Origin of the sequence: Vibrio sp. M60_M70 (genome assembly GCF_037162085.1) — a bacterium.
GTDB lineage: Bacteria > Pseudomonadota > Gammaproteobacteria > Enterobacterales > Vibrionaceae > Vibrio > Vibrio diabolicus.
The window spans coordinates 2,584,489-2,608,839 of record NZ_JARLUL010000001.1; the positions used below are offsets into that span (position 1 = coordinate 2,584,489).

Below are 24,351 nucleotides of genomic sequence, written 5' to 3' on the forward strand. Positions count from 1 at the left end.
TTATTGAGCGGGCTTTTTCTTTGAGCACTTGTCGAGACGATATGGATTCTAGCTCAAGGCTTCGTTCGGTTTTGCAGACTTCACGTCAACGCCTTCCGCAAACTCACCACGCTGTAATTTTTCTCGTAAAATCGCGTGTTGGTCTTCGGTAAATGTGTAGCGAGACATAATGAAAATGCGCACTAGAGCTCCCAATGCCGGTAGCAACGCAATACAGAAGAACATACCACTGAGCGCGGTTTCCGGTTGCGCCGCATTTGGTACATAGCCAATCATCGTCAAGATAACCCCCGTTAAGCCGCCCGCTACTGCAACAGAGAGTTTGCCTGTAAAGGTCTGTCCCGAGAACGTGATCGCCGCGGTACGTTTGCCGCTGTGGTAGTAAGAGTACTCTACTGTGTCTGCAATCATGGCCGAGATAAGAGGGTTGGTCATCATAAAGATGCCTGTAATCACCGCTAACCACGCCATCACGACCGTTGGATTATCATAGCCAGTAAAATAGAACCCAATGCGAGCGATGATCTCTAAAACGCACAGCGCAATAAAGATGTCACGTTTTTTGAAACGCTTTGTCAGCACAGGCGTAGCTAAACACGCAATCGCACTTACCAAAGTGATGGTACCAATCAGAGAGACTAAACCTGCGTCACCCATGTTGTATGTGAAGAAGAAAATGTATAAGCCATTCACCAGATTGAAGAACACATTCATGAAAAACGCTGCCAGAATAAAAAACAACGGCTTGTTTTTACGAACGGCTTGAAAGGTTTGTTTTAGCGTGACTTTTTCACAGCTCTTCGTCGAGATGCGTTCTTTGGTGTTATAAAAACCGTTCAGCATGAAGAACAAACCCGCGATCATCAACACAATCACAGCTGGTAAGTAACCCTGATCTGCTCGGCCATCAGCGAAGTAAGCGCTCAGTTTCGGGAACACAACCAAAGTTGCACCAATACCTGCATTCACCCCTAACATGGCACAAGTTGCCGCTTTTGCTCGCTCTTGCGGTTCATCCGTCATAACAGAAGACATAGACCAAAACGGCACATCAGAAATGGTGTAAAGCGTACCCCAAAGAATGTAAGTGATACCGGCATACATCACTTTTGTCGACGTATCAGCATCAATGTTATAGAACGCGGCAACCGTGACCAGAACAATCAGAATCGGCGTAAACAGCATGTAAGGGCGGAATTTACCAAAGCGAGAGTCTAGCGTGTCCATGTATCCGGCAATGAGCGGATCGTTCACCGCATCCCACACACGAGCAATCAAAAAAATCGTACTCGCCGCAATTGGAGAAATGCCCAAAATATCGGTATAGAAATAAAGAATAAAAGAGCCGACTAGACCAAAGCTAAAGCACTGGCCTACCCCATAGCCGAAGTAAGACATCAGCTCCTTATTGGTGAGTTTGTTTTGTAGAGTAGTCATTGTTCACGTCTCAATTGATTTTATTGTAAATAATAAACCGACCCATTTCTCAGAGTCGGCTCACAGGCAATTAATCCACTTCTGCGAGTGTTTTGATCAATTGCACTTCGCTTGCGTCATACGGCTGTCCTTGCTCATCAAGCAGATCGTGGAACCATTGGCTCGCATAGTTTGCATCGCTACGTTTTATCTCTGGCCAAGGCAGATGCGTTTGTGTTTTTCCTTTCACTAATCCCCACTGGTAGCAGCCAATGTTTTTCTGTTTAAAGACCGGAAGCTGTTCGTGCATGTACGATTGCGCATGACGAGCAAGCCACTCAGTACACATCATTGGTCGGTTGTAGCTTTCTACAATTTCAACGGCTTTATGGAACAGATCGAGTGGTAAGTAAGCGTGGAAAGTAATGATGTCCGACTGCTCCATCGCTTTGCGATCGGTTGGGTGTTCATAAATCGGCAGGTTTCGGTCAAGAATGCTTGGCGCATGCCAAGCGCCGACGGTGAGAGGCTGAGTTGGGTTTTCTTCACGTGCCCACTCAAACGCTTGTTCCATCAGCTCATGACTAAAGGTTTCCATTTCTTCGTCGTAAGCAATCTCACCCGTGGTGGTGAAAATCATGCGGTTGGTTGGCTCGTTATAGAGATCCCAAATAACGATTCGAGGGTCATTTTTGTAGGTAGAGATGATGTCGCGAATATACGCTTCGACCTCACCCCACATAGATTTGTCCATCACCACATTGCGACCAGGACTTGCTGCTGCTTGGCTGTTGTGCAAATCCGGTACTGGCGCTTTTTGTTCACCAAGATAAGGATGGTCGCCCGAAAAACCGCAGTCATCCATCGGCGTGAGCATCACTTTGATTTGATTGCGTTCGCAAATATCCAGAAAGCGCTCAATTCGCGCATGTAAACCATCGCGATCCGCTTGCCAAACTATAAATGGTAAGTTGGTACGTAAAGTGTTGTAACCCACATCATGCGCCCAAGCTAACTCTTGTTCCATCACCTCAGGTGCAAAAGATTCCGCTTGCCACATCTCATTCCAGTTAACCGCTGTGCGCGGTAAATAGTTAAAGCCACGTAGCCAGCCATGCTCTTTTTGCCATTGCCACGCTTTCTCTTCCGACCATCTTTTCATCTTACTCACCTTAAAACTAAATTACTAACTAATAATATTAGCTAATATATTAATTAATAATTTAATGACTAGGTGCTCAAAGAATAAACGTGGTGAAAATCACAGCTTTTAAGTTGCTCTGACTTACTTTTGTGATCTTTATCTTTAAAGGATGATCCGAACTTAATCTTTAGCTAATATCTTTAGCTAACGAAATTACGTAAAAGAGCAGAATGGCTAAAAAAATCACCATGAGTGACATTGCGGCGGCGGCTGGCGTCTCTCAGTCGACCGTATCGCTGGTATTGAATGGCTCAACTTCCGTAAAAATCGCGGAAGCGACCAAACGTAAAGTGCTCGAAACCGCAGAATCACTTGGCTACAAAAACAAAAAGGTTGCCCATGCTTTGGGACGCCCTAAAAAGATCGCATTGGTGATCAACGGCTTAACCAGTTATGACCCATTTATCGATGCCATCAATGCAGCGAGAGAAGAAGCGTGGTCAAACGACTACATTTTGGTGACGTTCAATTACAGCCATGATGAAGTGTTGGCAAGCAAGATTGAGTCGGAGATCAACGGCGGTGATTACGCAGGCTTGGTTTACGCATCCAGTATGACGCGAGAGTTGGAGCAGCAACGCGTCACAACTTCCTTACCGACTGTGCTGCTGAACTGCACCAACGAAGAACACACCGAAACGCCAAGTATTTTGCCGGCCGATATGATTGGAGCTTACAAAGCAGTTTCACACCTCACAGCGCAAGGTTATCGTCGCATTGCCATGCTGTCTGGTGAAAGTTGGATGCTAGCCAGTAAGCAACGTGCCGATGGTTATCGTCAGGCTCTCATTGATGCAGACATCATTCCTAACTCAGAGTATTTAGTCGATGCAAACTGGTCGCTAAAAGAAGCGCACCAGCAAACACTGTCTCTACTGAATATGGAGCAGCCGCCGGAAGCGATTTTCTGTGGCAGCGACTATATGGCAATGGGGTGCTACCAAGCGATAGCGGAATTGGGGTTGAAGATTCCTCAGGATGTTGCCGTTGTCGGTTACGATAATCAGCAAATCGCCTCTGAAAGCTTTCCAGCATTAACGTCGGTTGAACTGCCCTACTCAGACATGGGTAAACTCGCAATCGAATCGTTGATGGCACTGATTGAAGGGCAACCGTTGCTTTCTAACAAACGCAAAGTAGAGGGTGAGCTCATCGTTCGAACCTCTTCGATAAAAACAAAAAAGGTGGGTATGTAGCCCACCATAACACCCAAAGTCGTTGGAGTTGCAGCATCGCTGCCGCTGCAAGTTCAAAGGGCAGAAGTGCTATCTAAAATTCAAACTGATAAGTAGTTTGATGCTGATAGCAATCCCCAGAGCTCAACACCCCATTGTTGAGTCCCCATTCTGGTTTGTTTGGCCCGTCTGGAAAGTACTGCGTTTCCAACGCAAGGCCGTCATAGCGTTCGTAAGTTTTACTTGCACCTGGCGTACCGGCTAAGAAATTACCTGAATAAAACTGGATGGCAGGCTTGGTGGTTTTCACCTTCATCACCACATCTTCTTTTGGTGCAATTAAAACCGCAGCGACAGATACGCCATCGGTCACTTCAGGCATGAATACAAAGGCGTGATCGTAGCCACCAGCAGTTTTCTGATCTTGCTCAGCAAGAAATTCTTGGCCAATCGATTTTGGCTCGGTGAAGTCGAAACTGGTACCCGAAACTGTTTTTTGTTCACCGGTAGGAATTAACCCCGCATCCGTTGGCAAGTAATGCCCAGCATTGAGCTGTAAAGTATGATCCAAACTTTTCGCGCGGCTCGCCTCACCAGCCAAGTTAAAGTAGGCGTGATTGGTTAAATTCACTGGTGATGTTTTGTCGGTCGTAGCATCATAGGCGATAGCTAGTTCATTCTCGTCAGTGAGCGTGTACGTCACCTTCACATCGAGATTTCCCGGATAGCCTTGGTCACCGTCCGGGGAGCGAAGTGAAAAAGTGACCTGTTGATCATTTTGCTCTTCAACCTTCCAGCGGCGTTTATCAAACCCTTCTAGGCCACCGTGCAGTGAGTTTTCACCGTTATTGATACCAAGTTGATACTTCTCTCCGTCGATCTCAAACTGCCCTTTCGCAATTCGGTTAGCAAAGCGGCCAACAATGGAACCGAAGTAAGCGTCTTGCTTCATGTGTTCAGCCATATTTGGTGAGCGCAACAACACTTCACGGTTTTCACCATTTACCGGTAATGTGCAACTCAACCACGTCGCACCGATATCCATAAACGACGCTGTCATACCATTCGCGTTGGTCAAATGAATCAGATTCACAGTTTGGCCATCAAACGACGGCGTTTGCGCCATCGCTTGTTCTAGTTGTTGAAAATAGGCTTTCATCATCATTCCTTACAGCACTTCAACCAAACCCGCACCATTTTTGGCTTGGCAAACATAAATCGACTCTTTTAAGCCCGTAGCTGCTTGGTACTTCACTTCAACTGCCGCTTTCACATCATCAACCAGTGCTGGCGGTACAAGTGCCACGATGCAACCACCAAAGCCACCGCCAGTCATGCGCACGCCGCCTTGCTCGCCAATCACTTCTTTCACCATCTCAACTAACGTATCGATTTCTTTGACTGTGATTTCGAAATCATCACGCATAGAAGCATGAGACTCAGCCATCAGTTCACCCATACGCTTCATGTCGTGTGCACGAAGTGCTTGTGCTGCTTCTACCGTGCGGTCGTTTTCTGTGATTACGTGACGAGCACGTTTTGCTACTAGCTCGTCAAGTTCAGACACTTTCTCGTTAAACTGTTCAATGGTCACATCACGCAAAGCTTTCACACCGAAAATGCGCGCCGCTTCTTCACATTGCTGACGACGAGTGTTGTATTCACTGTCGACCAAACCACGTTTTTTATTCGAGTTTATGATCACGACGGCCATGTCTTCTGGCATAGAGACCGCTTCTGTTTCAAGGCTACGGCAATCTAATAGCATCGCATGATTTTCACGCCCTTCCGCTGAAATCATTTGATCCATGATGCCGCAGTTGCAACCGACGAATTCGTTCTCAGCTTGCTGACCGTTTAACGCGATTTCGGCTTGGCTGATTTCAAGATTGAACAGCACTTTAAACGTTTGACCGATCACCACTTCCAATGCCGCCGATGAGCTCAAACCCGCGCCTTGAGGCACGTTGCCGCTGACTGAAATATCCGCCCCAGTAAACTGATAGCCACGCGCCAGAAGACACTTCACCACGCCGCGAATGTAGTTCGCCCACATTTTGTCTTGCTGGAAGGTAATGGCTTGCGTGATATCGAATTCGTCAACTGCGTTGCCGTAATCGACCGACACCACACGCACGATATTGTCTTCACGCTTTGCCGCCGCCACGACCGTTTGGTAGTTAATGGCACACGGTAGGACAAAACCATCGTTGTAATCGGTGTGCTCACCAATCAAGTTCACACGACCAGGCGCTTGAATAATATGGCTAGGTGCGTAGCCCAACACTTGCTCAAATGACGCTTTCACATTTTGGATAAGTTCAGACATAGGGACGTTCTCTTAAAATAGTAATTTGTGTGGGATAGCGCGTTGAGCCTAACTTTCTATCTGTAAAGTCGCGCTATCCCGTTATTCGTAATCAGTCCAATTTAAAGACTTAGCATTCTTTGTAGTGGACATCACTCACATCACGCAGACGCTGCGCCGCTTGCTCTGCGGTGAGGTCACGTTGGCTTTCTGCCAGCATTTCGTAGCCCACCATGAACTTACGAACCGTGGCACTGCGCAGTAGTGGCGGATAAAAAAGTGCATGAAGCTGCCAATGGTCGATGTCTGTGCCCTGGTCAAAAAACGGCGCGTAGTGCCAGCCCATCGAGTAAGGGAAAGAGCATTGGAATAAATTATCGTAACGGCTGGTCAGCTTCTTAATCGCTAGCGCTAAATCGTCTCGTTGCTCATCGCTGAGTTCGCTCATGCGACGAATGTGCGTTTTCGGCAACAACATGGTTTCGAACGGCCAAGCAGCCCAGTAAGGCACCACCGCCAGCCAGTGTTCGGTTTCCACCACGATGCGTGAGCCGTCTTTGAGTTCCGCTTGTACGTAATCCACCAGCAAGTTGCTGCCGTGTTCTTGGTAGTAGGCTTTTAGGTTGTGCTCTTTGCGCTCGATCTCATTTGGTAAGAAGCTGTTCGCCCAGATTTGACCGTGTGGATGCGGCTGAGAACAGCCCATGGTTTCACCTTTGTTTTCGAACGCCTGAACCCAAACGAACTCTTTGCCGAGCTCTTCAATTTGTTCGTTCCATGTATCTATCACGCCACGAATTTTATCCACTGGCAGCTCTGGTAAGGTTTTGCTGTGATCTGGCGAGAAGCAAATCACTCGGCTCAAACCACGCACGCCTTGCGTTTTGAATAGCGGGTTGTTTGACTCCGGTGCATCTGGTGAATCCACCATCAGCGCAGCAAAATCGTTATTGAACACATAAGTGCCTTGGTAGTCTGGATTAACATCGCCAGAGATACGTTCGTTGGTTGGACAAAGGAAACATTTACCGTCATAGCTTGGTAGCTCATCCAACGCGGGCTTTTCATCTGCGCCACTCCAAGGGCGTTTTGCACGGTGAGGTGAAACCAAAATCCATTGCCCAGTCAGAGGGTTGTAACGGCGGTGTGGATGATCCACTGGGTTAAATTCGACATTCGACATGTTACTTACTCAACTCTTTAAAATTCTTCAAACTCAGCTTCCCAAAACCGTGAGAAGCGCAGATGGCAACGCGGCGACTGCAATTACTCCGGGGAATAGCCACTAGGGTTATTTGACTGCCAGTTCCACGTATCGGCGGTCATTTCAGCTACCGTGCGTGTTGCTTTCCAACCTAGTTCACGCTCGGCTTTTTCCGTGCTTGCCCAACATTCAGCAATATCCCCAGGACGACGCGGGCATAACTCGTAAGGCACTGGTTTACCGCAAGCGGTCGCGAACGCATCCACCATCTCAAGTACGCTCGAGCCTTTACCTGTACCTAAGTTGTAAATGTGCAAACCCGATTTCTCACCCACCGATTTCAAAGCCGCAATATGGCCGTCGGCCAGATCCATCACATGGATGTAATCACGTACGCCAGTGCCGTCAGGGGTTGGATAGTCGTTACCGAATACCGCGAGTTTTTCTCGGCGACCAACAGCGACTTGGGCGATAAATGGCATCAGGTTATTGGGAATGCCTTGTGGGTCTTCCCCCATGCAGCCCGATGGGTGCGCGCCAACTGGGTTGAAGTAACGCAGTAAGGTGATGCTCCAATCGTTTTCAGCATGGAACAGATCGCTTAAGCATTGCTCCACCATATATTTGCTGCGTCCGTATGGGTTGGTGGTTGCGCCTGTTGGTGAATCTTCCGTAATCGGCACTATTTCAGGGTCACCGTAAACCGTTGCCGATGAACTGAATACGATGCTTTTCACGCCCGCTTTACGCATGCTGCGCGCTAACACCAATGAGCCATTGACGTTGTTGTCGTAGTACTCAAGTGGTTTTGCCACCGATTCGCCAACCGCTTTGAGGCCAGCAAAGTGGATCACGGCTTGGATGTCGTGCTGCGCGAATACCGTATCCAAAAAGGCTTCGTCACGGATGTCACCTTGGTGGAACGCAGGCTGTTTGCCAGTCAGCGCTTCAATACGGTTTAACACTTCCAGTTTGGCGTTACACAAGTTATCAACGATGATAGGTTCCATTCCCGCTTCAATCATCTGAACGCAAGTGTGACTACCGATGTATCCCATACCGCCTGTGACAAGAACTTTCACTTTTTGCTTCTCCACGTTTGCTGCTTTCTGTTCATACCTCACTCTGATGCGCTAAAAGCCAATCGCCATTGCATCGAATCGGTACGCCCATTTCTTAACTGGCTAAAAGTCTAGCAACCAATCTCGATCCAGATCCGTGATCGAATTCAAACTGTGTAAACGTTTCCACAAAATTACAAAAAAGCCTTATTTTAGATGCAGACTTTAGTTAAATTAAACCGGGAAGATGATGAGCAGTGAAGATGAGTCGAACAGATACCGCTCTCTTTCGTGGATCGCACGATTTTACTAAAAGTTTGTGCATCCCTAAGTAGCTGTTTACAATAGCCAGATTATTGAGTTCTCACTTGGAGAAGTGAGCAATGCCAACGGGAAATGTACATGGCAACACTAAAAGATATCGCCACTGAAGCGGGCGTCTCACTTGCAACTGTATCGCGAGTTTTGAATGACGATCCGACGTTGAGCGTTAAAGAAGAAACCAAACGCCGCATTTTAGAAATCGCAGAAAAGCTGGAGTACCGCACCAGCAGCTCGAAGAAAGCCACCAAAGAAGCCAAGCAAAAACATCACTTTTTGGCCTTGTACAATTACAAACAAGAAGCAGAAGTGAACGACCCGTACTACTTGTCGATTCGTCATGGGATTGAAACTCAGTGCGACAAACTCGGCATTACGCTAACCAATTGCTACAACAGCGAAATTGATGTTGAAACGCAGAAGATCACGGGTGTCCTTTTAGTCGGGAAAGTCGACCAAAAGGTGGTCAATAAGTTACCTAAACGCCTAGCCGATAGCATCTGTTACATTGACTTTTCAGATCCAACTAGCCCTTACGATTGCGTTGATATCGACCTTGTAAGAATCAGCAAGCAAGTGGTTGATTTCTTTGTACAACAAGGCTACGAGCGCATCGGATTTATTGGTGGACAAGACGAGCCCAACACCGCAGACATTCGTGAAAATGCGTTTGTGGACTACGGCAGTCTAAAAGGTGTGGTTTCTGAAGACGACATTTATCGTGGCGATTTCTCTAGCTTGTCCGGTTATGACTTAGCGAAAGAGATGCTGGCCAAAGGCGATTTCCCAAAAGCGATGTTCATTGCTTCGGACTCCATTGCGATTGGTGTGTTACGAGCAGTGCATGAGTTTGGTTTAAACATTCCTGATGATATTGCGCTGATCAGCGTGAACGACATTCCTACCGCGCGCTTTACCTTCCCTCCTCTATCTACCGTTCGTATTCATTCTGAAATGATGGGGATTCAAGGCGTGAACTTGTTAGTAGAAAAATACCGTGACGGACGCGCACTGCCCCTTCAAGTGTACGTTCCAAGCAAGCTCAAGCTACGCGGCACAACTCGATAAAAACCCTCAAAACTGCTCAAATAAGGCACTGAATTTTCAGTGCTTTTTTATTTCTTCTTTTATTTTCTACCGAATTTTTACTGTTTTTACTTTCCAAAACAATCTAGAACGCATTCCTTTACGCTGATCACATCTTGCTCAACATTGGTCATTTAAAATGTGACCAAGTCAAAGTAAAACGTTTTCACCAATTTATTTTAGTAAAACTTTTACTAATATCTTTCTCAGATTATTCATAAGCATTTTTCACAATACATCGGCCGTTGTTTTTGCACTGATGTTGAGCCGCGATGAAACCAATCCGCACTCCAACATAAGCGCACCAAGCCGAGGGGAGATCAAAACGTGAACAATTGGGAAAACTTCCAACACTTACACGAGAATCGTATGGCACCGCGTGCGTACTTTTTCTCCTACGACTCTGTTCAGAGCGCACAAACCTTTCAACGTGAACTGAGTCGCCGCTTTATGTTGCTCAGCGGCCAATGGACATTCCGTTATTTCACCAACCCAATGTTGGTACCTGATGAGTTTTACTCACAAACAATGAACGACTGGGGACACATTACCGTCCCAAACATGTGGCAAATGGAAGGCCACGGCGATCTGCAATACACCGATGAGGGCTTCCCATTCCCGATCGACGTCCCGTTTGTACCAACCGACAACCCAACGGGCGCTTATCAACGCACATTTACACTTGGTCCACAGTGGGATAACCAACAAACCATCATCAAGTTCGACGGCGTGGAAACCTACTTTGAAGTGTACATAAACGGCGAGTACGTCGGCTTTAGTAAAGGCAGCCGACTCACAGCGGAATTCGACATTTCCAAGTTCGTCCAACAAGGCGAAAACTTACTCTCTGTACGCGTGATGCAATGGGCTGATTCCACTTACATTGAAGACCAAGACATGTGGTGGACGGCGGGGATCTTCCGTGATGTTTACCTAATCGGAAAAGAGAACATTCACGTCCAAGATCTCACCATTCGCACCGATTTCGCCGACGATTACCAAAGTGCGACGCTCAGTGTTCAAATCGAATTGGAAAACCTTTCCACCGCTATCGCGTCTGGCTATACGCTAGAATACGCGCTGCATGACAAAGGCACTGTCGTAGCCAGTGGTCAATGCGATTCACTGACTATCCAAAACCACCACTCAACAAGCTTTGAGATTGATATGGTGAACCCAACTCATTGGACGGCTGAAAATCCTTACCTTTACCACTTGTTCATCACCTTAAAAGATCACCAAGGCAACATAGTGGAAGTGATCCCACAACGCGTGGGTTTCCGTGATATCAAAGTGCGTGATGGCCTGTTCTACATCAACAATCAATACGTGATGCTGCATGGTGTCAACCGTCATGACAACGACCACCTAAAAGGTCGCGCAGTGGGCATGGACCGCGTGGAAAAAGATCTGATTTTGATGAAGCAACACAACATCAACTCGGTTCGCACTGCACACTACCCGAACGACCCACGCTTCTACGAGCTGTGTGATATTTACGGCCTGTTTGTGATGGCAGAAACCGATGTGGAAACCCACGGCTTTGCCAACGTTGGCGACCTGAGCCGTATCACCAATGATCCTGCTTGGGAAGCAGTGTTTGTCGATCGCGCAGTGCGTCATGTTCATGCGCAAAAGAACCACCCTTCTATCATCATGTGGTCACTCGGTAACGAATCGGGTTATGGCTGTAACATCCGTGCGATGTATGCAGCGACCAAAGCAATTGATGACACCCGTTTGGTTCATTATGAAGAAGACCGCGATGCTGAAGTCGTCGATGTGATTTCGACGATGTACTCACGCGCTCAACTGATGAATTACTTTGGCGAACACCCACACGAGAAGCCACGCATTATCTGCGAATACGCACACGCGATGGGTAACGGGCCGGGTGGTCTGACGGAATACCAAAACGTGTTCTATGCGCACGACCACATTCAAGGTCACTACGTTTGGGAATGGTGTGATCACGGCATTCTAGCGCGTGATGAACACGGTCAAGAGTTCTACAAATACGGCGGCGATTACGGCGACTACCCAAACAACTACAACTTCTGCATGGATGGTCTGATTTACCCAGATCAAACCCCGGGCCCTGGCCTGAAAGAATACAAACAAGTCATTGCACCGGTGAAAATCCGCGCCGTTGAAGGTTGCTATGACCGCTTTATCGTTGAGAACAAATTGTGGTTCTCCAACCTCGATGATTACACCATTACTGCTGACGTGCGTGCCGAAGGTGAAACCTTGCGAAGCGTGCAGTTTAAAGTCGAAGCTTTGGTCGCCAACAGCGAACGTAAAGTGACCATCGACCTGCCAGAATTGGATGAGCGCGAAGCCTTTGTTAACTTCACCGTACGCAAAGACAGTCGCACGCTTTACAGCGAAGCCAACCATGAAATTGCGGTGTATCAGTTCCAACTGAAAGAAAACACCGCGACGTTGCCTGCGCTGGTCAACCACAATATTCAACCCTTGGCGCTTGAAGAAAGCCGCCTAGAGCACGTGATCACAGGTCATAACTTCGCGCTTACTTTCTCGAAAGTAAACGGCAAGCTGACTTCTTGGCGCGTAAATGGCGAAGAGATCATTCAATCAGAGCCTAGACTGAACTTCTTCAAACCGATGATTGATAACCACAAACAAGAGTATGAAGGTTTGTGGCACCCAGCGCATCTGCAAATCATGCAGGAGCACTTCCGCACACTTGCTGTGGAAGCAACCAATGATTCCGTCTTGATTACGACCACCAGCATCATTGCGCCGCCGGTCTTTGATTTTGGCATGCGTTGTACCTATCGCTATCAAATCAATGCTCAAGGCCATTTGAACGTGGAACTGAGCGGCGAACGTTACGGCGACTACCCTCACGTGATTCCGGTCATCGGCTTGGATTTGGGCATTAACGGCAGCTTTGACCAAGTGAGTTACTACGGTCGTGGCCCAGAAGAAAACTACCAAGACAGTCGCCAAGCTAACCTCATTGATGTTTACCACAGCACCGTCGAGGACATGTTCGAGAACTACCCGTTCCCGCAAAACAACGGCAACCGCCAACACGTGCGCTGGGCCTCACTCACCAACCGTCATGGCACAGGGTTATTGGTGAAACCTCAGCAAGAAATCAACTTCAGTGCGTGGTTCTACACCAACCAAAATCTGCATGAAGCACAACATACGATCGAGCTAGAAAAGAGTGGCTACATCACCCTTAACCTTGACCATCAAGTGATGGGCTTGGGTTCAAACTCATGGGGCAGCGAAGTGCTCGACTCTTACCGCGTGTACATGGACGAGTTCCGTTACGGTTTGACGCTGATGCCACTGCAAGCAGGCGATTGCAACGCACACGTGATGGCAAACCATGATTTCGACAACGCGTTTTTCACTCAAACCAATACTCAACCAGTCAACGAGGCGTAACCCATGATCGTGTTAGACAGCTTAGAGCAATTCAAACAGGTATATCGCAACGGTCGTAAATGGAACCGCTGTGTGGAAGCCATTGGCAACATCGGCAACATCAAAGATGGCGTGATGCACTCGATTGGCGATTCACTGGTTTACATGGTTGAAGATGGCATCGCGAAACAAACCGAAACGTTCATCGGTAACCGTCGTTACTTCGATGTGCATTACTACCTCGAAGGCCGAGAAACCGTTGAGTTCGCGGATAAAACCGCGTTGACACTAGAACAAACTTATCGTGATGAAACCGACCGCGAATTTTTTTCTGGTCAGGGTGAAATACGTGAGCTTTGCGAAGGCCAAGTAGCGATTTTTGAAAACAGTGAAGCGTACCGCTTCCATGGAGACAACCGCGTAAGAAAAGTGGTGCTCAAAGTGACCATCGAAGATGGCTACTTCCTAAATAAATAAAACAAGAGAAGGGCTGTGGTCACAGCATTACAAGCCCTTCCTCCCTACAATTCCAACGTGATTCACCGGAGATAGAACATGTCTGAATCCAAACGTAATACGATAGGCAAATTCGGGTTGTTGTCCCTCACCTTTGCTGCAGTATTTAGCTTTAACAACGTAATCAATAATAACATCGAGATCGGTCTAGCTTCTGCGCCAATGTTCTTTCTGGCGACCATTTTTTATTTCATCCCTTTCTGTTTGATCATCGCAGAATTCGTATCTCTGAATAAAGATTCTGAAGCGGGGGTCTACGCATGGGTAAAAAGCTCACTCGGCGGTCGCTGGGCGTTTATCTCTGCCTACACTTACTGGTTCGTTAACCTATTCTTCTTCACGTCCTTGCTGCCGCGTGTTATCGCTTATGCGTCTTACGCGTTCTTGGGCTATGAATACATTCTGACGCCATTCACCACTACCGTGCTCAGTATGATTTTGTTTGCGTTTGCGACCTACGTATCGACGAACGGCGCGAAAATGCTGGGGCCAATTACGTCGGTGACCTCCTCCCTCATGCTGCTACTGACAATGTCGTACATTTTACTGGCTGGCGCAGCGTTGATCGGCGGCGTAGAACCAGCTGACCCAATTACTGTAGAAGCGATGATCCCTGATTTCAGCTGGGCATTTTTAGGCATTACTACATGGATCTTTATGGCGGCAGGCGGTGCGGAATCGGTCGCGGTTTACGTAAACGATGTGAAAGGCGGCTCGAAATCGTTCGTTAAAGTCATCATCATCGCAGGTATCTTTATCGGTGTGCTTTACTCAGTCGCGTCTGTGTTGATTAACGTATTTGTTCCTAGCGAAACCCTAAAATACACGGGCGGATCGGTTCAAGTATTTGAAGGTTTGGCTGCGTACTTTGGTTTGCCAGAAATATTGATGAACCGCTTTGTAGGCTTGGTATCCTTCACCGCTATGTTTGGCTCTCTACTGATGTGGACAGCAACGCCAGTGAAAATCTTCTTCTCTGAGATTCCAGAAGGCATTTTTGGTAAGAAAACCGTAGAGCTGAACGAAAACGGTGTGCCAGCTCGCGCAGCTTGGTATCAGTTCCTTATCGTCATTCCATTGATGATCATCCCAACATTAGGTTCTAACACCGCTCAAGATCTGATGAACACGGTGATCAACATGACGGCAGCCGCCTCGATGCTCCCACCATTGTTCATCATGTTGGCGTACCTGAATCTGCGCTTGAAACTGGACCACGTCGAGCGTGATTTCAAAATGGGCTCACGCAAAATGGGCATCGCTACCGTATCGGTACTGATCGCTATCTTTACGGTTGGTTTCTTAGCATCGACCTTCCCTACTGGGGCCGACATCATGACCATCATTTTCTACAACGTTGGCGGTATCGTGATTTTCCTTGGCTTTGCTTGGTGGAAGTACAGCCAATACGAAAAATCATTGAATCAAGAAGAGCGTATAAAAGAAGCCGCGCCAGCTTCGCAAGCGGTATAACACAGACTCTCAATGACAAACATTCTGGGCACCCTTTGGTGCCCTTTTTTATATGTGAGAGGTGATGGTCGAAGAAACCAGCTCGCGTAGCCAAATGCCTTTGTCTTCATTGTTTCGGCTTGAATGCCACAGCATGGCAATATCAAAATCCGCAACGGCGATCGGCGGCTTAATAGTAATGAGATCGTCCGAAAAGCCCTCCGCCAACGCCATTTTTTCTGGCACGATGGCAATGAGATCGCGCTTTTTCAATAAATGCCGAATAGTGAGAAAGTTGCGCGACGCCACGGTGACTTTACGGCTCAAGCCATGTTCTGCGAGCTTTTGGTCTACTTGTGTCTTTAAGCTCCCATCGGGACTTACCAGAGCTTGCTCTATGTTCGCGAACGCTTCCAGAGACAGCTGTGTTTCCCCTTTCAATACCTGTTTATCACACATACACACGTGTTTTTCCGTGTACAAGTACAAGCTCTCAAAGTTGTCATCCAACACTGGCATGCTGCCAATAATGACATCGAGCTTTTCGTGCTCAGTTAATGCCACGTAGTTGCTACGATTGACGTTAATAAAACTGATCTGGGCCTCTGGTGCGCGCTGGCGTATTTCGTCATAAAGCCGAGGAGCAAAAATAAACTCGGCATAATCCGTTAACCCAATGCGACATACACCTGCATAATTTTCAGGCTGGAAGGCAGACTTAGTGAGCAAGTCTTTGGCGATAGAGTCCAGCAAATGATGCACGGTTGGCGCGATGTGGTGAGCGTGCTCGGTGGGCTCCATCTTGTGCCCTTTTCGCTCAAAAAGCGGGTCGTCAAACAACAACCTTAAACGAGACAAACTATGACTCATCGCCGACTGGCTAACGTAACTTTTCTCTGCCGCGACGCTAACGCTTCGATGGCGATACAAGTAGGAAAACGTCACCAATAAGTTCAAGTCAATGTTGCGCCACTGAATGTCCTCTTTCACCTCAGCCCCCTTATCCCATTTCATTCATAAATGAAATTAAATTTATCAATTTGAGTCATTTTAGAGCATCCGATAAATTAGCAACAATGCTTTTTAGATAAACAGGCTCGACATGTTCACCATCTTCAAAACTTTTTTCTGGCTGGGTTGGTTCAGCTTCGGCGGCCCTGCGGCTCATATTGGTTATTTTCGCCAAACCTTTGTTGAGAAACTGAAATGGCTTGATGACAGCGAGTACGCGCAAATTGTCGCGCTCAGTCAGTTTTTGCCGGGACCGGGATCAAGCCAAGTTGGCTTTGCTTTAGGCTATAAACGTGGCGGTTTAGGTGGCGCATGCGCAGCATTTGTCGGATTCACGCTTCCTTCGGTGATCATCATGTTGGCGCTGGCGATGGTGAGCAGCCAAATCACCGACACCGCAGTGTTCCAAAACATCGTTCACGGCCTAAAACTGCTCGCAGTCGTCGTCGTGGCGGATGCGGCTTGGGGCATGTACAAAAACTTCTGCCAAAGCAAACTGACCGCGGGTTTGTGCGTCGCGACTGCGATTGCGTTGCTGGTGGCACCAAGCATCATGACGCAAATGTTCGTGTTGCTCGTAGCAGGTTTTGTCGGTACGCGATATCTGAAGAAAGACTCCGCGCCATCAACCGAGCCGTTTAAACCGTCTATAGCGCCATTGGCTCTATTTGCGGTGCTTTTACTCGGCTTACCGTTAGTGGCTCATACGTTGCCTATGCTTGGGCTGTTTAGTGATTTTTTCCAAGCTGGTAGCTTAGTGTTTGGTGGTGGTCATGTGGTTCTGCCGCTTCTGCAAAACATTGTTGGCGACCAGCTTAGCCAAGATGCATTTTTAACAGGCTACGCCGCTGCACAAGCTGTACCGGGGCCAATGTTCACCTTTGCGACTTTTATCGGTTATGAGCTTTCGGATACGCCAATTTTAGGTGCTCTGATCGCAACGCTTGGCGTATTCCTCCCAGGGTTTCTTTTACTGCTTGGCGTTCTTAAAAACTGGCAAGCACTGGCAGGCAAACCGCTGGTCTCCGGCGCCATCAACGGTGTCAATGCCTCAGTAGTAGGATTGCTACTCGCGGCACTTTACCAGCCAGTATTTAGCAGCGCAGTTGTTGCTCCCATCGACATGGCGTTAGTGATTGCGGGTTTCTATCTACACAAAAAGGTCAACCTATCGCTGCTGTGGATGATCGTGTTTTTTGTGGCAGCAGGCCTTGTCACTGGCATGATGTAAAAATCTTAAACGACAAACTCTTAGCGGGCACTTAAATACAAGTGCCCGTTTTCTCAACTAAGCTTAATGACATTGGAAGGATAGAGATGATGGATCGTCGATGGAACAAGACAACAATTACCAGATCAACGTAAGTTGGCAGCAAAAAGCAGCGACTTGGCTCCAGTCTATGAAGAACGAGTTATTGATCGATAAGATTTTCTACACCTATTGCTTTATCTCGACTGCTGTCATTTATCTTTGTTCTTTATATCTCGATTTTCCTATTGATTACTCTTTTACCACTTACCTTGAAACGCTCATGCAAGCTTTGTATGTCACAGGTTTAAGCTGGTGTATCTATTATTATTTCTATCTCATACTGCGCAAAGAAAAACAGCCAGCAAAGCGCTTCATACGAAAACTGAAGCATCTTATTTTTCCACTGCACCGCCCTGTATCAGTGTTTGTTTCGATGATGGCACTTAACCTGATTTTCTCTAACCACACGTTTTTGAAATCACTTATTCCAATCATCAATCCTTTTAAATGGGATCTAACCTTTGCGAATATTGATACGCTGTTGCACTTCGGCGTTGCACCTTGGGAATTGACCCATGCATTATTCTCCAATGCTTGGGCCTCACTGGTGCTAAACGTTGCCTACAACGCATGGTTTTTTTGTATGTGGGGGATACTCATCTTTTTCCTTATCTACAAAAAATACCCGTTGGTAAGGCAACAGTTTTTACTCACGTTCGCATTGTCTTGGATGATTCTTGGCGTTTTCTTCGCCACGTTACTTTCTTCAGCAGGTCCTTGCTACGTGGAGCTTATTACTGGAGATGAACAGTTTGTTCCTCTGATGAAAACGCTCGAAGCCCAAAGCCAATATCTTACCAATGTGGACGCAGGGCAATTATGGGCATTGCCTACACAGCAATATCTTTGGAATGAGTACATCGCGAATGCCAATGGTATTGGCTCTGGCATTTCGGCAATGCCGAGTTTGCACGTTTCCATTGCTGTTTTGATGGCGCTATCAATTTATAGACTCAACAAAACCACCGGCTACTTTGCTTACGCTTTCGCCGTCATCATTCAAATCGGTTCGGTACATTTAGCCTGGCATTATGCGATTGATGGTTACCTCGCAACACTCTTAACAGTGATGTTATGGAAGATAGTTGGTTGGGCTTTGCGGCGCTATGCTTCTTACCCTGAAAGAAGCGAATGAACGGCTACTTGAACAAACACCTTTGCAACGGCACTACTCCCCAGACATGAAAAAGTCCCCAAAAATGAAAAAGCCACTCCATCTTGCTGAGTGGCTTTATTTTTAAATAGACTGTGAAGTTATTGGAGAAGCGCGGTAGAGGTATCCCCTCGCTCTCTTACCATTGCTAATGCTCGCTCTAAGTTTTTATTTGCCAGTTCATAGTAGGCCGGATTCTTATCAATAGCCTGTTGCAGATAAGGAATCGCCTCGCCTGGTTTGCCTTGAAGGATCAAGAAGTAACCAACATTGTTGAGTGCTTCCGGCTCTGTCATGTGTCGACTAAAAATACTCAGAGCTTGTCGTGGTTGATCTTTTGCCAGTGCAATGAGACCCAAGTTATTGATTCCCTTTTCATCCCCCGGCTTAATGCTCAGCGCAGCTTGAGTAAAGTGCGCCGCTTTTGAATAAGCTTTTTCCATGTAGTAGGAATAGCCTAGGCTGACTAAAGCGTTGACGTTTCTTGAATCAATATCCAACGCTTTTCGAATTAATGCCTGCGCAATATCGTGGTCGCCACGAATGTCGTAAAGCACACCTAGACCAGAGTAAGCAGAAACCGGTGATTTATCATCATAGCGATACGTTGCAACGCTCTCAGCTGTAATATTGTCTTTGGTGATAATAGGATCGCCATCCATACGAATTTGGTCAGCATTCAAAGCGCGGATGTAGTAACTCTTCCCGACGTCCTTTTCGCCACGTTTCGTATACAGAGTGCCAAGTTCTGTGAGGGAGCCAATGTGATCAGGGTTCTCTGCTAAAGATGCTCGAAATGATTTATCCGCAAGTTCTGAATTCTCTCTTGCCAAATGGATACGCCCCACGGTGTATAAGGTTTTGTCTTTATGGACCGCATTCGGGAAAGAGAGCGAGCGAATGTATTCATACAACGCTAAGTCGACATTTTTATTGCTTAATGCAATATCCCCTCGAGAGATTGCCTCCTCCTCTGTTTTTGGAGGTTCATCATTGGTGAGTGACTCAACGGGCTTACCTGAGTACAGCGTTGAATCGAAGTCTGATGACTGTTCAGTTGTTGAACATGCGGTAAGCACCAACAACGAGATGATGACGTATTTCTTAATCCACATAACGATCCCTATTTTGCTTTTTAATTAGAAAATGCCTCAGCCAATGAAATTAACGCAGGTCCAATAGCCACGATGAAAAAACATGGCCAAATAAACAGCACCATTGGAAACATCATTTTGACTGGGATTTTTGCAGCAATTTCTTCTGCAGCTTGTTGACGCTTATCCCTATAGTCTTCGGTATACTCACGCAAGGAGTTGACTAAGCTCCCACCTATTCGAGAGGCGTGGCTAAGCATGCTCACCAGCCCCATCAATTCTTCTAATCCTGTCCTTAATACTAGCTCTCTTAAGGCTTCAGGCATTGGTTTACCCGCTTTAATTTTATTGCACACCGTGTCTATTTCATCGGCAAGCTCTGGGTGCGAGATAACCAGCTCATCTGCAACGCGACGCAAAGCCGCATTAAAGCCAAGCCCTGACTCGGTACAAACCACTAGCAAATCGAGCATGTCGGGCACACCTGCACGAATCGCTTGCTGACGCTTGTTGACCATTCGGCGCAACATAAAATCAGGAATCAGAAGCCCAATAAATACGGATAACGCCATGTAGGTGTACAGATATTTAGATTCCGGAATCGAGAAATACACCAGTGCTGCCACCATCACACCTAGTATTGTTGTGACCGATTTAATGGCATAAAACATCGACAATGCATTGCTTTCATGAAACCCAGCATGCATCAGTTTATTGCGTGTCGTTTGGCGCTCTTTTTCACTGGTTGGCGAAGTTAAAGGCGCTAACGACTCCAATGTGTCAGCCATTTTTTTGTTGTGGTGAGAGACTTCCTTTTTATCACCAGACAGTTCGGCTAACTTTCTTTTAATTGGCGAGTTGACCCCGATAATTATCGAGCCCAGCGTCATCACCACTAACACGGTGGTGATAAGGATCAACCCCATGAGTAACGTCTCTTGGCCGACAGCAAAACCGTTTAACCATCCTTGAATGCTTTCCATAGCTACACCTCAATATTGACGATTTTACGAATCCACAGCGTGCCGATAAATAAGGCCACCATCCCACCAATCACCATTTTGATCCCCATTGGGTGTGTATGAAGCAGCTCAATATACTCAGGCCGAACGAGTGAAATGATGACGTACAACCCAAAAGGCGCCAATACTAATACCCATGCCGACATTCGAGATTCCGCCGAAATGGTTTTGATTTTTCGAGCGAGTTTGAAACGAGCACGTAGGATATGAGAGAGCTTTTCAATGTTTTCGACTAAGTTACCACCCGTTTCTTTTTGCAGTAACACCGCACTCGAGAAAGCAAGCATGGATACCGTAGGGGTTCTTTCCGACATTTGCATAATCGCCAAGCGGAGGTCATAACCATAGTTGAGTAAGTTAAAGGTATTCATGAACTCAGGGCCAAGCGGCGCACTGACCTCTCTGCCTACTTCCCCAAACGCTTGTGTAATTGGCTGACCGGCCTGTAGTACTCGCTTAATGATATCGAGCGCCTCTGGCAGTTGCTCTTCGAACTTCATTAAACGATCTGCAATTCTTTTCTGTAGGTAGAAGTAAACCGACACCCAACAAGCGACAGCAACACCGGCACAGAGGTACCAGACTTGCCCGAATAAGAACAGAAATAGCCCAACCGCAACCCCACCGAGGAAGGTGAGAAAAATAAACCGACTGAACCCCATGTGTATCCCAGCCAATTCCAATTTCTTCTTAAAGTTATCGAATAGGCTGAACCTCACAAGCCATCGCTCTAATGGAGAAAGGTTTTTGAGCGAGTTTTCCCTTAGTAGGGAAATACTCTCTTGATCGATGTGTTTATGGCTTTCGTGTATCCGCTTAATTAACTGCTTATGCTTAACCTTTTTACCCGCAGAAGGCAGAATTAATGCCTGGCTAATAAAGAATACGGACAAAAAAAGCAGCACAAGAAAAAGGGGGAATTGACTATCCATAGCAATCTCCTAACGGGCTTTTTCATTGAATATTTCAAATGGTACGTCTAAGCCTCGTTTTACTAATTGGTCATGACAGCTTGGTACAATCCCTGTTGCCATGTAATCACCTAACACATTACCTTCTTGATCGACCCCTCTCCTTTGGAAGGTGAAGATCTCCGACATGGTGATAACGTCGCCTTCCATGCCATTGATTTCTTGTACGCTGACCATGCGGCGTTTACCGTCTTCTTGGCGATCCATTTGCACGACAATATTGATGGCGGAGGCAATCTGCGCTCTCAAGTTTTTGGTCGACACATTCCAACCCGCCATCGAGAACATATTCTCAATACGGCTCAACGCATCCCTTGGTGTGTTAGCGTGAATGGTGGCCAGCGACCCATCATGACCCGTGTTCATTGCCGATAACATATCCACCGCTTCTGAGCCACGAACCTCACCAACAACTATCCGGTCAGGACGCATACGTAGCGAGTTTTTCACTAAATCGCGCTGAGATATTTCGCCTTTACCCTCGATGTTAGAAGGACGTGTTTCTAAGCGAATAATATGTGGTTGTTGGAGTTGTAACTCTGCCGAATCCTCAATGGTCACAATACGTTGATCACTTGGAATGAAGCCCGACAAAATATTCAGAGTGGTTGTTTTACCAGAGCCTGTACCACCAGATATCAGGATATTCATTTCCCCCACGACCGCAGCATTGAGAAACTTCGCCATCTCTGGAGATAACGAACCAAGCTCTAATAGGTTATCCATATTCAAACGTTCAACCGCAAAACGTCGAATAGAAACGGAAGGGCCATCAATGGCAAGAGGAGGAATAATCGCATTGAAACGCGAACCATCTTTGAGTCGAGCATCCACCATTGGTGATGCTTCATCGATTCTTCGTCCAACCTGGCTAACAATGCGATCAATGATGTTGCGCAAATGGCGCTCATCTAAGAAGGTATGGGGCGTTTTCTCGAGCTTACCAAAACGTTCGACAAAGATATTTTTCGGACCATTGACCAAGATATCTGAGATCGTTGGGTCTTCAAGCAGCGGTTCCAGCGGCCCTAGACCAAACACTTCATCTTCAATTTGATGTATCACGCGATTGCGAGCTTCAGAGCTCAACGGGTGTGTTTGATCTTCAGCAATGAGCTGAACGACCGCTTCGCGTAACTCCTCTTTCGCGCGATCTTCTTGCAAGTGCGATAGAAGCCCGAGATCCAAGGTATCCAGTAGCTTTTTGTGATAGTAGTGTTTGATCGAGAGATCTTGTTCTAGCTGTTTTTTCTGCTCCTCGATCGCTTTCATCTTGGCTTCAACAGGCGATAAAGCCCTTTGCTCATCTGACGTATCTTCGTCAGATTTTGCCAACTCGACATTCACAACTTTGGATTCTTTTGTTTCATCTACGGAATTGAAAGAACTCCCGACGCCTTTCCGTTTGAAAAACATAACTCCCCCTTACTAAGAAAATAGTTTTTTGATCCAACTTTGATTCTCTTTGGTCGGACTTTCTAATAAGTGCGATATTTCAGCCAAAGAAGCTTTCAGCGCACTATTTTTCTTAGATTGAACAATTGGGTTACCCAAATTAGCGCTCTCGATAGCAATAGCAAAATTATTAGGTACTAAATGTATCGCATGTCCACTAACTGCATTTTCAATGTCTTTCAAAGATATTGTTGATTTCTTTTCAAAACGATTAACAATCAGTTCAACCTGATGACTACTTAAACCATAGTCTAATTCTAAAGAACGTATGTAGCTGACAGCATGCTTAACCGAAGTAACATTCTGCTGCATAATTAAAAAGATATGCGTAGCCGGAGAAACAATTTGTTGATAAACATGCTCAACACCATGAGACAAATCCACAATAATATGTGAGTAAAACTGTCTCAGAATAGGTAATAACTTACTGACTTGAACGGCGTGTTTATGATTATCCTTGGTATCATTTTGGTTAAAACATAAATAATTCAAACCTGAAGGATGTTGATATACGAGACCTTCTAGTGATAACTCATCCAAATCATTAACAGAATCAATCACATCATTAATATTGTATTTTGGCTTACAGTTTAAATAATCGGCCGCATCACTAAACTGCATATCTAAGTCAATGAGCAATACTTTACTCTTCGCGTAACTTGACAGTTCTATCGCGGTGTTGATCGCCAGTGTTGTTGCACCCGAACCACCTTTTGTATTGATAAATAAAGTTAAATCGCCCATTTGTTTATTGGCAATCTTTTCATCCGCGGTCGATTTTAATAGCGGATAAAGCTCACCAAGATCAACAGAACGCGACAAATAGTCTGTTGCACCAAGCCTCAATGCCATTTTGAGAGATGCCGTATCGTTTTCATCACCAAAGACAATCAAAGCGGTGTGATTATGCTGTAAGCTACTGTCACTAGAGTACACATGAGCCACTTTCTGCGCCCAACTTTCACCGGTTTCAATATAAATAAGATCGGGAATTTGCTTATTTTTAACAAAGTCTAAATTAAAAGACTCTAGCTCTATCCAATCAATATTTAGATTGACACATTCGGATAATTCATCAGCAATATGAATTTTAAAGTTTGACGTAGAATAAACTATCCAAACTATCAAGTTAGTTTTTAAACTTTTATATGTTTCTTCATTTATTTTAACTGGTTTCAACATAAA

At 46.3% G+C, this 24,351-nt stretch carries 19 protein-coding genes; 7 read left to right on the forward strand and 12 right to left on the reverse strand.

Going from position 1 to position 24,351, the window contains the following annotated elements:
• Positions 1–48 precede the first annotated feature (48 nt).
• Positions 49–1,437: an MFS transporter gene (locus P4S59_RS12005; protein ID WP_337168452.1), complete on the reverse strand. Its 1,389-nt coding sequence runs from the start codon at positions 1,435–1,437 to the stop codon at positions 49–51.
• A 70-nt stretch (positions 1,438–1,507) separates the two neighbouring features.
• Positions 1,508–2,578: a cellulase family glycosylhydrolase gene (locus P4S59_RS12010; protein WP_337168453.1), complete on the reverse strand. Its 1,071-nt coding sequence runs from the start codon at positions 2,576–2,578 to the stop codon at positions 1,508–1,510.
• Positions 2,579–2,790: 212 nt separating this feature from the next.
• On the opposite strand from P4S59_RS12010, the gene P4S59_RS12015 reads away from it, so the two are divergent.
• Positions 2,791–3,816, forward strand: a complete 1,026-nt coding sequence (locus P4S59_RS12015; RefSeq protein WP_237284004.1) for a LacI family DNA-binding transcriptional regulator — start codon at positions 2,791–2,793, stop codon at positions 3,814–3,816.
• Positions 3,817–3,889: 73 nt separating this feature from the next.
• Here the strand turns inward: P4S59_RS12015 and galM are convergent, their stop codons facing one another.
• The 4 genes from galM to galE all read right to left on the reverse strand — a co-directional run bounded on the left by galM (position 3,890) and on the right by galE (position 8,389).
• Positions 3,890–4,954: a galactose-1-epimerase gene (gene galM, locus P4S59_RS12020; RefSeq protein ID WP_237284003.1), complete on the reverse strand. Its 1,065-nt coding sequence runs from the start codon at positions 4,952–4,954 to the stop codon at positions 3,890–3,892.
• A 9-nt stretch (positions 4,955–4,963) separates the two neighbouring features.
• Positions 4,964–6,124: a galactokinase gene (gene galK / locus P4S59_RS12025; RefSeq protein WP_337168454.1), complete on the reverse strand. Its 1,161-nt coding sequence runs from the start codon at positions 6,122–6,124 to the stop codon at positions 4,964–4,966.
• Positions 6,125–6,233: 109 nt separating this feature from the next.
• Positions 6,234–7,286, reverse strand: coding sequence for a UDP-glucose--hexose-1-phosphate uridylyltransferase (locus P4S59_RS12030; RefSeq protein WP_140064431.1), 1,053 nt, complete (start codon positions 7,284–7,286; stop codon positions 6,234–6,236).
• An 83-nt stretch (positions 7,287–7,369) separates the two neighbouring features.
• Complete coding sequence (gene galE / locus P4S59_RS12035; protein WP_337168650.1) at positions 7,370–8,389, reverse strand: UDP-glucose 4-epimerase GalE; 1,020 nt, start codon at positions 8,387–8,389, stop codon at positions 7,370–7,372.
• 381 nt (positions 8,390–8,770) lie between these two features.
• Between galE and ebgR the strand changes: the two genes are divergently transcribed.
• The 4 genes from ebgR (at position 8,771) to P4S59_RS12055 (ending at position 15,169) form a co-directional block, all read left to right on the forward strand.
• Positions 8,771–9,757: a transcriptional regulator EbgR gene (gene ebgR, locus P4S59_RS12040; RefSeq protein WP_005494135.1), complete on the forward strand. Its 987-nt coding sequence runs from the start codon at positions 8,771–8,773 to the stop codon at positions 9,755–9,757.
• Between the two features lie 345 nt (positions 9,758–10,102).
• Positions 10,103–13,201, forward strand: coding sequence for a beta-galactosidase subunit alpha (gene ebgA / locus P4S59_RS12045; protein WP_337168455.1), 3,099 nt, complete (start codon positions 10,103–10,105; stop codon positions 13,199–13,201).
• A gap of 3 nt (positions 13,202–13,204) precedes the next feature.
• Positions 13,205–13,657 carry a beta-galactosidase subunit beta gene (locus P4S59_RS12050; protein WP_029829476.1) on the forward strand — a complete coding sequence of 151 codons (453 nt, stop codon included), beginning with the start codon at positions 13,205–13,207 and terminating at the stop codon, positions 13,655–13,657.
• A gap of 78 nt (positions 13,658–13,735) precedes the next feature.
• The gene (locus tag P4S59_RS12055) at positions 13,736–15,169 is read left to right on the forward strand and encodes an amino acid permease (protein WP_005456559.1); all 1,434 of its coding nucleotides are present in this window, start codon (positions 13,736–13,738) and stop codon (positions 15,167–15,169) included.
• Positions 15,170–15,217: 48 nt separating this feature from the next.
• Here the strand turns inward: P4S59_RS12055 and P4S59_RS12060 are convergent, their stop codons facing one another.
• On the reverse strand, positions 15,218–16,138 hold the full coding sequence (locus P4S59_RS12060) for a LysR family transcriptional regulator (protein WP_069540281.1): 921 nt from the start codon (positions 16,136–16,138) through the stop codon (positions 15,218–15,220).
• A gap of 112 nt (positions 16,139–16,250) precedes the next feature.
• On the opposite strand from P4S59_RS12060, the gene chrA reads away from it, so the two are divergent.
• Both chrA and P4S59_RS12070 read left to right on the forward strand, forming a co-directional pair.
• On the forward strand, positions 16,251–17,390 hold the full coding sequence (gene chrA / locus P4S59_RS12065) for a chromate efflux transporter (RefSeq protein WP_337168457.1): 1,140 nt from the start codon (positions 16,251–16,253) through the stop codon (positions 17,388–17,390).
• A 100-nt stretch (positions 17,391–17,490) separates the two neighbouring features.
• A complete protein-coding gene (locus P4S59_RS12070; protein WP_337168458.1) occupies positions 17,491–18,606 on the forward strand; it encodes a phosphatase PAP2 family protein in 1,116 nt (371 codons plus the stop codon).
• 119 nt (positions 18,607–18,725) lie between these two features.
• Here the strand turns inward: P4S59_RS12070 and P4S59_RS12075 are convergent, their stop codons facing one another.
• The 5 genes from P4S59_RS12075 to P4S59_RS12095 are packed head-to-tail and all read right to left on the reverse strand — an operon-like array spanning position 18,726 to position 24,348.
• Positions 18,726–19,739, reverse strand: coding sequence for a tetratricopeptide repeat protein (locus P4S59_RS12075; RefSeq protein WP_006742396.1), 1,014 nt, complete (start codon positions 19,737–19,739; stop codon positions 18,726–18,728).
• Between the two features lie 20 nt (positions 19,740–19,759).
• The gene (locus P4S59_RS12080; protein ID WP_164666308.1) at positions 19,760–20,701 is read right to left on the reverse strand and encodes a type II secretion system F family protein; all 942 of its coding nucleotides are present in this window, start codon (positions 20,699–20,701) and stop codon (positions 19,760–19,762) included.
• Positions 20,702–20,703: 2 nt separating this feature from the next.
• The gene (locus P4S59_RS12085; RefSeq protein ID WP_006742394.1) at positions 20,704–21,672 is read right to left on the reverse strand and encodes a type II secretion system F family protein; all 969 of its coding nucleotides are present in this window, start codon (positions 21,670–21,672) and stop codon (positions 20,704–20,706) included.
• Positions 21,673–21,681: 9 nt separating this feature from the next.
• Positions 21,682–23,127, reverse strand: coding sequence for a CpaF family protein (locus P4S59_RS12090; protein WP_006742393.1), 1,446 nt, complete (start codon positions 23,125–23,127; stop codon positions 21,682–21,684).
• Positions 23,128–23,139: 12 nt separating this feature from the next.
• Positions 23,140–24,348, reverse strand: a complete 1,209-nt coding sequence (locus P4S59_RS12095; RefSeq protein WP_006742392.1) for an AAA family ATPase — start codon at positions 24,346–24,348, stop codon at positions 23,140–23,142.
• Positions 24,349–24,351: the final 3 nt, after the last annotated feature.